At 42.2% G+C, this 15,785-nt stretch carries 14 protein-coding genes; 10 read left to right on the forward strand and 4 right to left on the reverse strand.

What is annotated here, in order from left to right; translation table 11 throughout:
* Positions 1-2: 2 nt before the first annotated feature.
* Positions 3-2,192: a penicillin acylase family protein gene (locus BM386_RS20735; protein ID WP_091697716.1), complete on the forward strand. Its 2,190-nt coding sequence runs from the start codon at positions 3-5 to the stop codon at positions 2,190-2,192.
* Positions 2,193-2,336: 144 nt separating this feature from the next.
* Entirely contained in the window at positions 2,337-4,316 is a 1,980-nt protein-coding gene (locus tag BM386_RS20740; protein ID WP_091697718.1) for a M1 family metallopeptidase, read from the forward strand.
* Positions 4,317-4,501: 185 nt separating this feature from the next.
* Here BM386_RS20740 and BM386_RS20745 read toward each other — a convergent pair whose 3' ends face one another.
* Positions 4,502-4,873, reverse strand: coding sequence for a single-stranded DNA-binding protein (locus BM386_RS20745; protein ID WP_091697719.1), 372 nt, complete (start codon positions 4,871-4,873; stop codon positions 4,502-4,504).
* A 245-nt stretch (positions 4,874-5,118) separates the two neighbouring features.
* On the opposite strand from BM386_RS20745, the gene BM386_RS20750 reads away from it, so the two are divergent.
* The 6 genes from BM386_RS20750 (at position 5,119) to BM386_RS20775 (ending at position 8,440) form a co-directional block, all read left to right on the forward strand.
* Positions 5,119-5,676 (forward strand): hypothetical protein, encoded by a 558-nt coding sequence (locus BM386_RS20750; RefSeq protein ID WP_091697721.1) that lies wholly within the window; start codon positions 5,119-5,121, stop codon positions 5,674-5,676.
* Positions 5,677-5,757: 81 nt separating this feature from the next.
* A complete protein-coding gene (locus BM386_RS20755) occupies positions 5,758-6,294 on the forward strand; it encodes a leucine-rich repeat domain-containing protein (RefSeq protein WP_091697722.1) in 537 nt (178 codons plus the stop codon).
* A 186-nt stretch (positions 6,295-6,480) separates the two neighbouring features.
* Positions 6,481-7,017 carry a DUF2975 domain-containing protein gene (locus BM386_RS20760; RefSeq protein WP_091697724.1) on the forward strand — a complete coding sequence of 179 codons (537 nt, stop codon included), beginning with the start codon at positions 6,481-6,483 and terminating at the stop codon, positions 7,015-7,017.
* Between the two features lie 4 nt (positions 7,018-7,021).
* Positions 7,022-7,243, forward strand: a complete 222-nt coding sequence (locus BM386_RS20765) for a helix-turn-helix domain-containing protein (protein ID WP_091697725.1) — start codon at positions 7,022-7,024, stop codon at positions 7,241-7,243.
* A 99-nt stretch (positions 7,244-7,342) separates the two neighbouring features.
* Entirely contained in the window at positions 7,343-7,936 is a 594-nt protein-coding gene (locus BM386_RS20770; RefSeq protein WP_091697727.1) for a hypothetical protein, read from the forward strand.
* Positions 7,937-7,978: 42 nt separating this feature from the next.
* On the forward strand, positions 7,979-8,440 hold the full coding sequence (locus BM386_RS20775) for a nuclear transport factor 2 family protein (RefSeq protein WP_139235954.1): 462 nt from the start codon (positions 7,979-7,981) through the stop codon (positions 8,438-8,440).
* A gap of 17 nt (positions 8,441-8,457) precedes the next feature.
* Here the strand turns inward: BM386_RS20775 and BM386_RS20780 are convergent, their stop codons facing one another.
* From BM386_RS20780 to BM386_RS23740, 3 genes are read right to left on the reverse strand one after another with little or no spacing between them, the layout of a single operon-like run.
* Positions 8,458-8,967: a hypothetical protein gene (locus BM386_RS20780; RefSeq protein ID WP_244545586.1), complete on the reverse strand. Its 510-nt coding sequence runs from the start codon at positions 8,965-8,967 to the stop codon at positions 8,458-8,460.
* 5 nt (positions 8,968-8,972) lie between these two features.
* The gene (locus BM386_RS20785; RefSeq protein ID WP_091697729.1) at positions 8,973-10,238 is read right to left on the reverse strand and encodes a sulfite oxidase; all 1,266 of its coding nucleotides are present in this window, start codon (positions 10,236-10,238) and stop codon (positions 8,973-8,975) included.
* A gap of 35 nt (positions 10,239-10,273) precedes the next feature.
* The gene (locus BM386_RS23740; protein WP_170857143.1) at positions 10,274-10,417 is read right to left on the reverse strand and encodes a hypothetical protein; all 144 of its coding nucleotides are present in this window, start codon (positions 10,415-10,417) and stop codon (positions 10,274-10,276) included.
* A 207-nt stretch (positions 10,418-10,624) separates the two neighbouring features.
* Between BM386_RS23740 and BM386_RS20790 the strand changes: the two genes are divergently transcribed.
* Both BM386_RS20790 and BM386_RS20795 read left to right on the forward strand, forming a co-directional pair.
* Positions 10,625-13,096, forward strand: a complete 2,472-nt coding sequence (locus BM386_RS20790; RefSeq protein ID WP_091697730.1) for an ABC transporter permease — start codon at positions 10,625-10,627, stop codon at positions 13,094-13,096.
* A 67-nt stretch (positions 13,097-13,163) separates the two neighbouring features.
* Entirely contained in the window at positions 13,164-15,608 is a 2,445-nt protein-coding gene (locus tag BM386_RS20795; protein ID WP_091697733.1) for an ABC transporter permease, read from the forward strand.
* Positions 15,609-15,785: the final 177 nt, after the last annotated feature.

The raw sequence follows: 15,785 nt of genomic DNA on the forward strand, positions 1-15,785 counted from the left end.
ACATGAAATTTAGACTGTTACTTTTTCTATTACCAGTTGTAATCTGGTCCTGCGAACCCAAGGAACTCAGTGAATCCGAACGCTGGGAGGATACTGCCAGCCGAGTTGAAATTATCAGAGATAACTATGGCGTTCCGCATATTTATGGAAAAAGCGACGCGGATGCAGTTTTTGGTTTGTTATATGCTCAGTGCGAGGATGATTTTAGAAGAGTAGAGCGAAATTACGTTTGGGCCACCGGTCGCTTAGCTGAGCTGAAAGGGCCCGAGGCCATTTATAGTGATTTGAGAGCAAATCTCTATATGACTGAAGCCGAAGCAAAAGCCGCTTATGAAACTGCTCCAGATTGGTTGAAAGAACTTTGCGTAGCATTTGCAGATGGTGTTAATTACTATTTGGCGACACATCCTGAGGTGACTCCGCAGGTAATCACGCATTACGAGCCTTGGATGCCGATGTTCTTCAGTGAAGGATCAATCGGAGGAGATATCGAGCAAATACCAACGCGGAGAATTCAGTCTTTCTATGCTGAAAAGGAGCCCGATGTGATGGCATTGTATGAATCGGAATTTGTTGAAGAGTCACTTTTGGACGAACCAAAAGGCTCCAATGGAATAGCAGTGAACGGAAAAATGACCGCTTCCGGCAATGCCATACTGCTTATCAATCCACATACTTCGTTTTATTTCAGACCGGAAGTGCATGTGGTGAGTGAAGAAGGGTTGAATGCCTATGGAGCCGTGACTTGGGGGCAGTTTTTTGTTTATCAGGGATTCAATGAAAAAACAGGTTGGATGCATACTTCTACCCAAGTTGATTTCATTGATGAATTTGAAGAAGAAGTAACTGAGAAGGAAGGGAAATATGTATATCAATATGGAGAGGAAAGTCGGGCAGTGGAAGAATTTCAGGTTTCGCTGAAGTATAAGTCCGGTGCTGAAATGAAGGAGAAACCGTTCACTTTTTACAGAACGCATCACGGACCGATCACGCATAAAACTGGAGATAAATGGGTAGCCACAAAGATCAATTGGGATCCTGTCAATGCGTTGATCCAAAGCTTCACCCGAACTAAGCTTAGTAATCATGCTGAGTTTAAAAAGATGATGGACATCCGTACCAATTCTTCCAATAATACAGTTTTTGCAGATGCTGACGGAAACATCGCTTATTTTCATGGGAATTTTATCCCAAAAAGAAATGAAAGTTTTGACTTCTCAATGCCAGTAGATGGTTCTGATCCTGCCACAGATTGGCAAGGACTTCATACCGTGGATGAAAGTATCATGATTTTAAATCCACAAACTGGCTGGATCCAAAACTGTAATTCTACGCCATTTACAGCTGCCGCTGAGTTTAGTCCTAAGAAAGAAGATTATCCGTTTTACATGGCACCGGATCAGGAGAATTTCCGTGGAATACACGCTGTGAATGTGCTAAAAGAAGCTTCCGGATTGACTCTGGAAAGTATGATTGAACTGGCTTACGACCCTTATTTGCCAGCTTTTGAGCATTTGATTCCGATGCTTCTTCAAGCTTATGAAAAACGGGGTGTCGCTGATCCGCAATTTATGCAGCCAATTAAAATACTGGAAACCTGGGATTATCGTACCTCGAAAGAATCTGTCGCTATGTCATTGGCGCATTTCTATGGAATGAAATACATGAGGAATCACGGTAGTCTGAATAATTTTCTAGCCTTCAATCGGGACGAAAATACAGAGGTTTCTATTCCAGCGCCAACGGAGCTTCTTGCCACTTTTGCGCAAACTCTGGATCAGATGAATGCTGACTTTGGAACTTGGAATACCCCTTGGTCGGAGATCAATAGATTTCAGCGATTGACAGGTGAAATCGATATGCCATTTGATGATGAAAAGGAATATACTCCTGTAGGTTTGGCCTCTGGAACTTGGGGTGCTTTGGCCGCTTTTGGAGCTAGAACCTATCACGGAACGAAGAGATTGTATGGTTACAGAGGGAATAGCTTTGTGGCAGTAGTAGAATTTGGTGAGAAAGTAAAAGCTAAGTCCATTTTAGCAGGAGGACAGAGTTCGGATCCAAATTCTCCACATTTCTATGATCAAACTCAGGATTATGTGGATGGAAAGTTCAAGGATGTGGCTTTCTATCGTGAAGATGTGGAGGCTAGGATGGAGGAGAGATATGCGCCTGGGAAGAGAAGAATGTAGAGTTTTTGTAACTAGTAAAATTTGTAAGAAGTAAAAAGTGTAAAGTTAGTGCCAATTCAAATCTATATTCCATTCTTGTCCATCATGTGACTTTGTAATTTGATTTATTTCAGTTTTCCAACTATTCAAAACCCACCAAAACTTATGAGTAAAATAATCTTTTTTGTGCTGCTCAGCACTTCCGCTGCTTTTGCGCAGCAAGAGATCAAGCCCTTAAGATCTTCGATAGAAACAGATTCCCGCGTGATCAGGCAGGACGTTCCGATGACGAATTCTATTCGCAAAGCTTTTGAGGAAGGATCAAGAAACTTTTCCGGGAAACCGGGTGAAAATTACTGGCAACTTGAAACTGATTTTACCATTAAAGCCAGCTTAGATCCAAGTACCCAAACCATCACAGGTTCGGAGAAAATCCTTGTTCATAACAATAGCAAAGATGATTTGAATGCTATTGTACTTCGATTGGACCATAATATTTTTCGAGGTGACGTACCTAGAGGAACATCAGTGCCGGCGGAAAATACAGAAGGAATGATCGTGACTGCCATCAAAGTGGCTGGGGAATCAGTGGACTTAAATCCAGCTCCCAGAAGAAGCCGAAATGATCCGGCGACGTTAAGCGTGCGAGGTTTGCAGAGCACTGTTGCTACAATCTCACTGGTGAATCCGATCAAAGCAGGAACAACTGCCGAAGTAGAGATCGACTGGCATACCAAATTGCCTGGTGGGGATAGTGGTCGAGGTCATAGAATGACACAGCGGTTTGACAGCACGTTATTCCAGCCTACACAGTGGTTTCCTAGATTGGCGAAGTATGACGATCTGAGAGGATGGGAAACCAGTCTTTATCTAGGTCCTGCTGAGTTTCATAACAATTTCGGGAAATTTGATGTCTCACTCACTGTACCCGCTGGCTGGATAGTGACTGGCACAGGTGTTTTACAAAACCCAAAGGAAGTTTTGACTCCAACTGTTGCGGAGAGATTTGCAAAAGTTCTAGATGCCGATGGAGAAGTCACTCTGGTAGGTGAGGATGAAAAAGGTCCCGGGAAAGCTACGAAAGCTGGAGATAAATTGACCTGGCGCTTTGTGGCAGATAAAGTGAATGATTTCGCCTGGGCGACTTCGGATAGATTTATCTGGAAAGCAACAAAGGCGGACATTCCAGGCAAAGGTCCGGTGCCGATTTATATGGTTTATATTCCTGAAAGGGCAAAGCTTTTTGAAAATGCTGGTGAGTACACCAAACATGCCTTGGAGTTTTATTCCAAACTTTGGGCACCGTACCCTTTTCCTCAACTCACTCTTCAGGACGGGCCAAGTGCTGGCATGGAATATCCTATGGTGATCAATTCCAATCAGGGAGCTGCGGATCACGAGGCAGCGCATCAGTGGTGGCCAATGATGGTAGGAACAAACGAAACCCGCTACGGCTGGATGGATGAAGGTTTTAACCAATACATGAATATTCTTTCCAGCGCAGATGCCAGAGGAGTTGATTACAATCTGGATGGCTTGGGGCAAAGCTACGGTCGTATAAGTGGCATGGAAGATGAAGCTCCGATGATGTGGAGCGCTAACGACGCAGGCATGATGTATGGCTTCCAGACTTATTCCAAAACGCCGTTGATGCTTTCCATGCTTGGCGGCATCGTTGGTGATGAGGCTGTGATCAATGCGATGAAAAAATACACCGCGACTTGGGCGTTCAAGCATCCTTCTCCTTGGGATTACATGTTCTTTATGAACAATGAGTTGGGGCAAAATTTGGAGTGGTTCTGGTATTACTGGTTGTTTACCACAGAATCTGTGCAGGGTTCCATTCAAAATGTAACTACCTCAAATGGCAAAACCACTGTACGCGTACATCAGGCAGGGGAAATGCCTTCGCCAGTTGTGCTTCAGGTTGAGTTTGAAGAAACAGCAGATGTCAAGATGCCTAATGCTAAAAAGATCAATGATACTACTGTGGAATTGACTTGGCCAGTTTCGGTTTGGTTTGAGGGAAGCAGAACTTTTGACGCGGTGATGGATTTTGGAGATGCGAAAATCAAGAAAATCACACTAGATCCTCATAAACGATTCCCGGATAAGGATACGGCTGACAATGTTTGGCCTAGATAAAAGTGATGCAAAATGAGGCTCGAAAGAGTCTCATTTTTTATTTAACCGCAGTGGCGCGGAGCGTCACGCAGAGGGCGCTATTTTAAAGTTGTCCTGCTTTTCCAGAAGCTGGACTTGAAATTCAACCAAATAGAGAAAGACTGAAAGTCCTAAAACTCCCAGCCTTTCTACACCCACTGCTTTTTTCAAAAAGGAAGATCAGCTTCCTCAGGTACGTTTGCTTTTCTTTCACCCATCAGCAGAATGCTTTGTACAATTACCTCAGATATGTAGCGCTTGTTCCCTTCTTTGTCCTCGTAGGAGCGATTGCTTAGTTTACCTTCGATGGCAATTTCCGAGCCTTTGTCGGAGTATTTGTCCAGTAATTCTGCTTGCTTACCCCAGGCTATGATGTTGTGCCAGGTAGTTTCTTCTACGCGTTCTCCTTTTTGGTTTTTATAATACTCGTTCGTAGCGAGAGATACTTTACCTAAAGTCTTGCCGCCTTCCAGGTTTTTGATTTCTACTTTGGATCCTAGCCGTCCGATTAGTTGTACTTTGTTTCTTAGCGTGTTCATGATGTTTGTTGTTTTGGTTAGAAAATTTGTTTGTTGTTTCGCCAGAGGTAAAACTTATGATCCAAAGTTGGGGGATGGGTCAGCGCTTAGTCGGTAGCTAGTCGTTTGTATTCGATAGTAGTCGTTTGTTGTCGGATAAAGTGGGTTTATTGGGCTTGGGAAGGGTTGTGATTTTAGAAAAGTTTAGTAGGTTTAGAGGAGGGAATGAGGAGTTGGGTAAATACGAGTGTTAGCACCAAGCAAAAATGACAACAGACAGACATATTAAATTAGGACGAACTATAGCATTGATTTCCTTTCTCGCAGGGACAATCATATTCGGACTTTACTATTTGACTTCTGCATTTGAACTCCTTTTCGTTGGATATGGATTTATTGCACTAATTGGGCTAATAAATATTGGAGTTTTAATCGCAATTTTAGTAAGAGCAGGTGCAGACAGAGAAAACCGAAGTAGACTTCTGAAAACTTGCGGGCTAATGACTCTAAATATTCCCGTTATGAAAGCTTATTGTTGGGTGGCGATAATATTACTCGGAACAATGAGAATTACCTTCACGAATGAAACAGGGACAAAACTGACCGACATAAATATTATTGGATGTGGTGGCGGACATATTGAGAAATTGGAAGTAGGAGAAAGCGAAACTGTTTGGGTTTCTATCACAGGTGACTGTTCGATCGATATTGACTATTTATCAAACGGACAACGAAAAGAAGAAATGGTTGCAGGTTACGTAACATCCAGCATGGGACAGAAACTAAATCATAAAATTGACGGACAAGACAAAGACATAATCTGAAAAAATAAAAAAGCCAGGTGCTAACAATACCTATACGCAATGCCCTTCGGGACACTGCGCCAAGCGCCAAATCATTATCACATGAAACCTTTCCTAATCCTAACCTTCTTCACTTTGTTTTTTTCTTGCTCGACTCCGGATAAGGGGAAAAGCTTGTTTGACGATTTGGTTGACAAAGAGACGGTCGTAATTAATTTAATTGATTATACTTTAGACAGTATTCCAAGTGAGATAGGAAGGCTCAAAAAAGTACAATCTTTATCTATTGGGAATCAGAGAGATACTGGTTGGGTGGCTTATCCGCCATTGCTGGCACGGATTGAACAGCCACCTTTTCAACAGTTACCAGATGAGATAACTGAACTTTCGGACTTAAAAACTCTGCGATTAGTTGGGTTAGATTTAAACCGACTTCCTGACAAATTTGAGAGGCTTCAAAAGCTGGATACCCTGGATTTATTTTTCAATAAGCTGACGATTTCTGATGAATTAGAGAAACTCAAGAAATTAGAGAATCTTACCTATTTGGATATACGAGGCAACAAGGTGGATACAGCCGACATACGAGCGTTAAAGGAGTCAAATCCTCATTTGACTCTGAGAAGTGGCTTAGAATGACAACGAACATAATAGTGGCGAATGAGCGATTTCCTGCCGGGTTCAGGCATTCTTGCAGGTAGAACTTTGAAAATGGACTTGAGTGTAAGTTGTTTTAGGTAAAATATTTTTTGATAAAAGACTTATATTTATTGTTTATCAATAAATAGTTATTATTCTTGTGATGTATTTATAAACATCGCAATTATGTCACAAACAAATAATTTCATTTTCAAGGGGCTGAGGATTGTTGCTTGGATCATCTTCGTTGGCCTTTGCATAGAAGCAGGTGGGCTGATCGTAAATTTTATTTTTAGTCTATACAATCCGGACTTTGTCAGTAAGCTCTACCAAAAGTTGGACTTAAGCGAACTTTATGCCCAGAGCAAATGGGTATTCTTCTCTATGTACAGTTTTGTCATCTCCATCGCAGTTTTGAAGGCTGTGCTATTTTATGTGATCATCAAATTGGTCACGGAGATTAACCTGATAAAACCGTTTAATGAAGTAGTGCCGAAGCAGATTTTTAAAATCAGTTACTACACGCTTTCCATAGGGCTTTTGAGTTATTTGGCCCGGCAGACTGTTCAAAATCTTGGGCATCGAGGCTATTCATTAGATATGCTAAATGAGTTCTGGGTGGACAGCTCGGCGTTTATTATGATGGCAGGCATCGTGTATGTTATCGGGATTATCTTCGCCAGAGGCGTGGAAATCCAAAACGAAAACGAGTTAACTGTCTAAGCCTATGCCTATCATTGTAAACCTGGATGTAGTCATGGCCAAACGGAAAATCTCGCTGAATGAACTTTCCGAAAGAGTTGATTTGACCTTATCCAATCTTTCGATCTTGAAGACAGGAAAAGCAAAAGCCATTCGTTTTAGCACCTTGGAGGCAATCTGTAGGGCTTTGGATTGCCAGCCAGCAGATTTATTGGAATTTGTACATGAGGATGATAATCCGAGGTAGCAGTAATCATTTATTGCTCCATACTATTTCAGAATTCTGTAAATTCCCAACTGTACATATTCAAGTAGAAATTTTTACCATAAACATAACCCCTAACACATGTGGTGGCAGTATTTTTTAGTCTTCTTAGGAGCGCTTTTATTTGATATAGTGCCATTTCCTTTTCCGCCTGCCTTTACCATTATGGTCTTTCTACAGATCGTATTTAAGTTGAATATTTGGTGGGTTGTTTTGATTGGAGTGGCAGGTTCAGTATTGGGTCGGTATATACTGCTTTTGTATTCGCCTCTGCTGGCAAAGAGATACCTAAAGGAATCCAAGAATCATGACATTCAATTCTTGGGTGACAAAATGAGAGAAAATAAATGGAAGGGGATTTTGCTCATACTTGCCTATTCCTTGCTGCCTCTCCCGACGACGCCGCTTTTCTTGGGGGCTGGTATTTCGAAAATCAAGGCTAGTTATGTTATTCCTGCTTTTATTGTAGGGAAGTTTACCAGTGATACCATTGCGCTTTTTTTGGGAGCATATGCGGTAGAAAATGTACAGACCATACTTGATCAGGCATTTTCTCTGAAGGCTATTGCAAGTCTAGTTTTGGCGTTTTTTCTTCTTTTTTGCCTTTTTTTCATTGATTGGCGTACCTTGATTCAGACTAAAAAACTGGTATGGAATTTCAAAATATTGAAGTAGCAACTCAGTTAAAAAAAGTGTTTTACTAACCGACAGGTAAATATGAAAAAATTAGTATTGATTCTAGCGCTCACCCTCTGCTTCGATTGCTTTTCTCAGGAAGTGGAAAATATGGAAGTAGAAGCTGTTGAAACTGTGGTTAATCAGTTTTTTGAAGCTTTGGAAAAGCAGGATACCGTTTTATTAAAACAAGTAGCTTTCATGGAAGGACAGATCTGGACAGTGAATAACACGGTAAGTCCCCCAAGGCATAGAATGAGGTTTTTTACTGATGATTTGAAGTCACTTATATCGAAGAACTCCTATCTAGAAACTGCCAAATCTATGGATGTGAAAATCCATGTAGGTATGGCCATGGCTTGGGTTCCGTATGAGTTCAGATTGAATGGAGAATTCTCCCATTGTGGTGTGGATGTATTTACTTTAGTCAAAAAAGAGGATGCTTGGAAGATTGTAAATTTGTCTTATACCATTGACAAAGAGGGGTGTGATCACGGAGTTTAGAAAGTGAAAGTTGATCGTTAATCCTTCAACTCATACCATTCAATTCCGGTAAGCGGAACTCGTCTCCCCTTAGGAGCTTCCGGAGCATAATTTGCCGCCAGATAATCCAGGATTATTGATTCATTTCCTCCAAGTTCCCAAAGACCTTGGGTTTCCTGCATCCAGACGATTCTTTCATGCCAGCCTTCCCGGGTAAAGCGGTTTTGGAGAATCAGCGCACTGGAATGACAGGCGGTACAATTCGCTTTCACCAACTCAAGCCCTTCTCCAGCAAGCAAGCCGGTTTCCACATCTTTTCCATCGACAAGTTCGGTAGTAAAGTCTGTTAAAGGCTCTGGGTTTTTTGGTGAAGTTTCTGATGTTGTAGCGTTAAATCGTTTAGAAATTTCAGGTTGGAAAACCACTAAAAGAACTAAGCCTAAAAGCAAAACCACAAGTATTGCCAATCCTGCTACAGATTTGGTAAGCGAGTTGAAAAGTTGATTCTTTGCCTGATTAGAAGGCTGTTTGTCCGGTACGTTGTTCATAGTTCTTAGCTTACTTTAACAGCTATTCTATGACAGGCATTGTTTAAGTATCCCTTCGGGTTCCAACCTGGAATGACCATAGGTTGTGAGATTCCTTGATCATCAGTTGCTTTCGCCCAGATTTCGTAATATCCAGTCTCAGGAAAGCTCAACTCTATTGACCACTGCTGCCATGCGAGCCGATTAACTGGTTTTTTCAAAGTACATTTTTTCCAAGTTGCGCCAAAATCTGTGCTTACTTCCATTGCACTTACTTCCTGCTCTCCCGCCCAAGCATGACCTCGCACGCTTAGCTTTTTGGAGGTGCTAAACATCGCTCCGGATTTTGGATAGGTGATGATGGACTTCACCGGCATGGATTCGATGATTTTCATGTCTTCATCTGGTACTTTCTCGCCAGGAGCTACTGGGTATTTTGGAACACGATAGGCATCTCCCATCATTTTCTCCCCATCGTGCACTTGGTTTCTTATCACGAGTTTGTGAAGCCACTTGCCAGAAACTGACGCTGGCCATCCGCCACATACCAAGCGAAGGGGATAACCATGTGCCAATGGAATATCTTTTCCGTTCAGAGCCCAAGCCAAAAGGGTCTCATCCTGCATTGCTTTGGCTATGGGAGCACCACGGGATATCACAACCTTGTTTGGATCGCCATTTAGGTGTTTGTCTTTCCCATAATAGCCGATGTACACGGCATCGTGTTTCACGCCCACATCCGCCAGCACATCCTTTAATCTTACTCCAGTCCACTCCGAGCAATACACAGCACCCTCTTCCCATTGATTACCGGATGCAGGAGGATAAAAGCTAGCCCGGCCATTGCCTCCGCATTCAAGTGTAAGTTGGTAGGTGTAGGCTTTGAACTTCTTTTTGAGCTCGTCGAGCGTATATGTTTTTTCCTGAACTGCAGACTCCCCACCGATAGTCAGTGTCCAATTTGCTGCATCAACATCTTTTGGAATCAGTCCATTATTTCTGATGAAAATACTAGCAAAGGGAGTGATCGCATCATTCAAAAGATGCGGAGCTGGCTCTACATTCCATGGTTTCTCATTACGTATTATCATCCCTTCACTTTTCCCTTTCATTGGATCAAAATCCGCTGGCAAAGCCACTGGGATGTAACCTTTAGGCATGGTGGCAGCGTGGACAATATTTGCACCCAAAAATGCAGAGATAGCTGCCATTGAGCTTTTCTGCAAAAAAGCTCGGCGATTTTTGGATTGGCTCTTAATTTTCTTTGGGTTGATATTGTCAGCGTTTGACATGGCTACAGGTTATTGAAAAGTGATAGAAAGTAAAATTAAAAATCTTCGGGAGTATTGCCGTATGGAATGTGGTGCAATTCGGAGATTTCTGGTTTAGAGACCCCAATGCTGAAATCAAAAGGTTTGATGCCAGCATTTCCTAAAGCAGTCAGGTCAAGTTCATATCTTCCTATCCTCACTTGGTGTACTTTGCCCACTGGCGGACAAAAACGTCCGATAGATTTTCCGAAAGGATCATTTATCTGGCAATTGAGGGCTGTTTTACCGTTTTTTTACTGGCACAGAAATTTTATAGAAAAGGTAGAGGGGATTCTCTGCTTTCGGGTTGAGATTAACTAATACTAAGCTGAGATTTCCTTAAAAAATACTATTTAACCGCAATTTCTATGTGGAAAAACTACCTTAAAATAGCTTGGAGAAATCTGGTCAGGCAGAAGTCTTTTTCTTTGATCAATGTCTTAGGCCTGTCCATAGGTTTGGCTAGTTGCTTGATTTTGCTGGCATATGTAAAGCAAGAGCGCTCCTATGATTCTTTTCACCCAGATTCTGAAAGAGTCTATCGAGTAGTTCAGGAGGTTCAATCCAAGAATAATTGGGCTTGGTCTGGAGGCGCAGTTGCTCCGATGCTTCGCAAGGAATTCTCCGAAAAATTGGATGAGGTGGTGAGTGTTACTCAGATCAGTACATACCTGTTTGCTCCTGAAGGTCTGGCACCGGATGAGAGTTTTAGAGAGGATAGGTTTATTTTTTCAGACGCGGGGTTTGATCAGATTTTTGGATTTGAGTTGATCAAAGGAAGTTGGGATGGAGTATTGGAAAACACATACCAAGTGGTGATTACTGAGGAAAAAGCAAAGCAGTATTTTGGTGATCAGGATCCAATCGGCAAGACCTTAATCTCTACAGGAGATTTTACTTTCGAAGTAAAAGGAGTACTGAAAGATATGCCAGGTAATACCCATATGGCATTTGACTTTGTGTCAGGAATGAACACGTTCAAGTCATTCAATGATTTCCCAGTGACCGCAGATTTTGGAAGTTTCTGGTGGCCTCAGACTTACACCTATGTGAAAGTAAACTCGAACCAAAATCCTGATGAAATAAGCGCGGATATCCCTGTTGTAAATACAAAATACAGGAATGCAGATGAGGCAAAATTCTATGTGCATTATCTACAACCTATTACAGCTATACATACCAATGCTAAATATGAAGGAGAATGGACTCCTCCAATGTCTGGGCAAACCTTATGGATCTTCTTATCTATAGGTGTTTTCGTATTGGTCTTAGCTTGTATCAATTTCATCAATCTGGCGACAGCCCGAGCGATCAAGCGGATGAAAGAAATTGGAATTCGGAAAGTAAATGGAGCCCAGAGAGGTCAGCTAATTGGTCAGTTTTTATCAGAGTCATTTTTGATCAATGCGGTAGCCCTAGTGATAGGTCTGATTTTAGTTTATCTGCTTGTTCCGATTATTGAGTCTAGTTTGGGGCTTAGTATTTCTATTAATATTGCCAGAGATACTGATATGCAGCTGTTAATAGTTGGTGTTTGGTTTGGATCTTCGGCATTAGCTGGAATTTTCCCCGCATTTTATCTCTCGGGCTTAAGGCCGGAAATGATTTTGAAACAGTCGATGCTAAGTGGAAGCAAGGCATTTCTTAGAAAAAGCTTTGTTGTGTTTCAATTTGTACTTTCTTCTTTATTGGTTTTTTGTGCCTCCGTTGCCTTTTTTCAGCATCAGTTTATGACTAACGCTTCGATGGGTTTTGATTCCTCGGGCTTAGTCTCTGTGAAGATGGGGAATCTTGCCAAAGAGCAAAGAGATGTGCTGAAGCAAGAGATGGAAAAACTTCCTGGAGTAAACTCTGTGATTTTCACCAGTGATCGACCAGGGATAGATACAGGTTGGAATCCATCTGCTGATTATCCGGGTATGAAAGAGAGTGACCGCAGAAGTATAAATGTTCAGTACGTTGATGCTGGGTACTTCGAAAAATTAGGAGTACCGATGGTTTCTGGTCGGGAATTCAATCCTGACGGGTCAGATAAAGGAGTAAAATCAATGATGCGAGAGCGATTTGTGCAGTTAGACAATGCAGCTGTGATAATCAATGAAGCAGCGTTGGCTTGGTTAGGAAAAGATGCAGAAACTGCATTGGGCAGTGATGTTCGTGTTTACACAGAGGAAAACGGTGAACTGTTCTCTAATTACAAGGGATATATAGTTGGAGTAGTGAAGGATTATCATACCCGAGATTTGAGGTTTTCTATTTCTCCAACTGTTTATTTTCCAGTGATAAACTCAGCTTTTGATGGGACTAATTATGCCTTGATCAAAGCTGAAAATGAAGTTAGCTCTACCTTATTATCATCAATGCAGAGTATATGGAAGAAAGTGTATGCAGGACTGCCTTTCGATTATAAATTTCTTGATGAAGACATCGCGATACAATATGATCAGCAAGCAAAAACAAGCACGCTATTAGGTTCCTTCGCATTTCTAACTTTACTGATTTCATGTTTGGGTTTATTAGGCTTATCCATTTTCACAGCCGAATCCAAAAGAAAAGAAATAGGGATCCGACGGGTTTTGGGAGCTTCTGCCATGGCTATCGTGAATAAGCTCACATTTGAGTTTCTCATTTTGGTGGGGATATCCCTGCTTATCGCACTGCCGGTTGGTTATTATCTAATGCAGGAGTGGCTCGCCCAATTTGCGTTTAAAATCCCGGTTTCTGCAGGATTTTTCCTCGTCTCCGCTGCCATATCCATCATTTTGGCCTATGCTACAGTTTCAATACAGTCTTTGAAAACGGCCTATGCAAACCCAGTAGAATCAATAAAGAATGAATAAATAATAAGGAGTAAGTCAAAAAGCATCGACACACGCCAGGCATACTTACAACTTAAGAACTTATACTATGTGGAAGAATTATTTTAAAATCGCTATCCGTAATCTGTCGAAGAACAAATTACACACTGGGATCAATTTGATTGGGCTGTCTCTGGGTTTGGGAGTGGGAGTTCTCATTTTCTTTTTTGTGCAGTTTGAGATGAGTTTTGATGATTTCCATAAGGACAGTGGGCAGATTTTTAGAATTGAAAGACATCAGGTAGAAGAAGGGGGGTACAACACATCATTTTCTACCCCTATTATCACAGCTCCAACCTTTCAAAGCGAATTTTCTCAGGTAAAATACACCACGCGAATGATTGGTAGCTCAGCTCAGGCTTACCTGGATGAGGAAACGACACAGAATCAGCCCTTTTTGATGGTAGGGACAGACTTTCTTGAGATCTTTAGTTTTCCCTTGCTACAGGGATCCAAGGAAAAAGTATTAGAGGATAAGTTCGGTGTGGTGATCACGGAGGAAGTTGCCAAGAAATATTTTGGAGATGCCAGTCCGATCGGGAAAGCTATCCGGATGCGAATGGGAGATGATTACCAGGAATATCAGGTTACAGGACTTTTGAAAGACCTTCCTGCAAATAGCAGCATACAGTTTGAAATGCTGATGAACGATGAAAACATGGACTTTAGCATCGGAGAGCAAAACCAAAATTCCTGGTATAATGTATATGGTGATACGTACCTCAAGCTGAATAATGCTGGGGAAAAAGCTTCGGTGGAAGCAGGTGTGGAGCGTATGATGAAGAAAGTGCTTGGCGAGGAATATAAGGAAGGTGAGTATTTATTTACCCTCCAGCCAATTGCGGAGATGCAACTTACTGAAAGCACAAATTATGGTATGATAGAGGCTACTCGCCCTACTTTGCTTTGGATATTAGCTGGAATAGCTTTTCACATACTTCTGATTGCGTGTATCAACTTTACTACCATGGCTATCGGTCGATCTACCACTAGAGCAAAGGAAGTGGGAGTGAGGAAAACCATGGGTGCGGACTTTGGGCAGTTGGTGTTTCAGTTTCTCACAGAAGCATTTCTGACAACTGTCTCAGCTTTGGTGCTGGGATTGATTTTGGCAGAAGTACTCTTACCCACCTTTAATAGCCTATTCGAAAAGGAATTGATGCTTGAATATGGACCTATTCAAATCCTGATTCTGTTTGGTTTAGTTGTTTTGATAACAGCCATGGCTGGTGCTTATCCAGCATTTTTTATGTCTAGTTTGAGGCCGATCAAAGTTCTCAAAGGCAACCTCTCCATACGTTTTGGCAAGCAGGCGCTTCGAAAGGGGTTAGTGGCTTTTCAGTTTTTCATTTCTTTCCTGCTGATCGCTTCGACTTTGATTATGGTGAACCAGATGGAAGCTATACGCAGCTTTGACCTAGGTTTTGATCAGGAGATGGTGGTGATAGTAGATGTGCCGGATGTGCCCAGTACCAGTTTTGTCAAATCAATTACAGCAGGTTTTCAGCAGGCTGAACTCTTTAGACAGGCTTTGATTGGGAGATCGGAGGTGCAATCGGCCGGACTCACTATTTCTACTTATGGGGACTATGCTTTCTGGGACGCTGGATTTCCTATGGAAGGTGGCGAGCAGTTTAATTTTAGGGTGAATTTCGTGGGCGGGGATTATATCAAAGCAATGGGTCTGGAAATCGTAAAAGGCCGGGATTTTAACCCAATGCCAGGCGCAGATAGCAGTGCCTTTGTTATCAATGAGACTTTTGCGAAGGCCATGAACTGGGATGACCCTTTAGGGGAAATGATGCCAAATACCAAGTTCAAACCGCATGAGATCGTAGGCGTGGTGAAAGATTTTCATCATAATTCGCTCTACAATGAAATTCAGCCTGTGGTGCTGGCGAAAAGTCCAGAGACTTTCTTTAGCGGAATAAATACGCTGATGATTGGGTCTGCTACCAACCCGAAAGTGTTGGTGAAAGGAAACGGATCTGACTTCGAATCGTTCAAAGCCATGCTGGAAAATGAATGGGAGCGAGTATTTCCTTTGGAAGCGTTCAGTTTTAGTTTCTTGGATGAGACGGTTCAAAAGCAATACGAAGCTGATGAGCGCTTGGGAAAAATGGTGTTTTTGGCAGCATGCATTGCGATTTTGATTGCGGCGATGGGCTTATTTGCGATGGCGGCCTTGAGTATAGCGGGACGTACAAAGGAGATAGGAATCCGAAAAGTGCTGGGGGCTTCCAGCTGGAGTATTTCCTGGATGTTTAATAAAGAATTTCTACTGATTACAGTTGTTGGAGTTTTAGTCGCATTGCCGTTGAGTCTATACTTTATGCAAAGTTGGATAGCGCAGTTTGCTGTGAAGGCCTGGCCTTCCTGGCTGAATTTCGGGGTTTTAGGTGTCGCTGGTATTGTGTTCACTTTGCTGATAGTATCAGCTCAGTCCTTTCGTGCTACGCAAATGAATCCTGTAAAGACGCTGAAGGATGAGTGATGTCGGATGTGGGGTGTCGGATGTCCGTCCTTGCGCGGAGGAGGTACGACGACAAAGCAATCTCTTTCACGGAACAGATTGCCTGTCTGCGGAATGCAGGCTTCACTCGTTCCTCGTTACCAATGACGGATATAACAAATCTTCCAATCCGCCTCGGCGGACAAGTATTTAAAATCT

It is taken from the genome of Algoriphagus locisalis (assembly GCF_900116615.1).
Taxonomy (GTDB): Bacteria; Bacteroidota; Bacteroidia; order Cytophagales; family Cyclobacteriaceae; genus Algoriphagus; species Algoriphagus locisalis.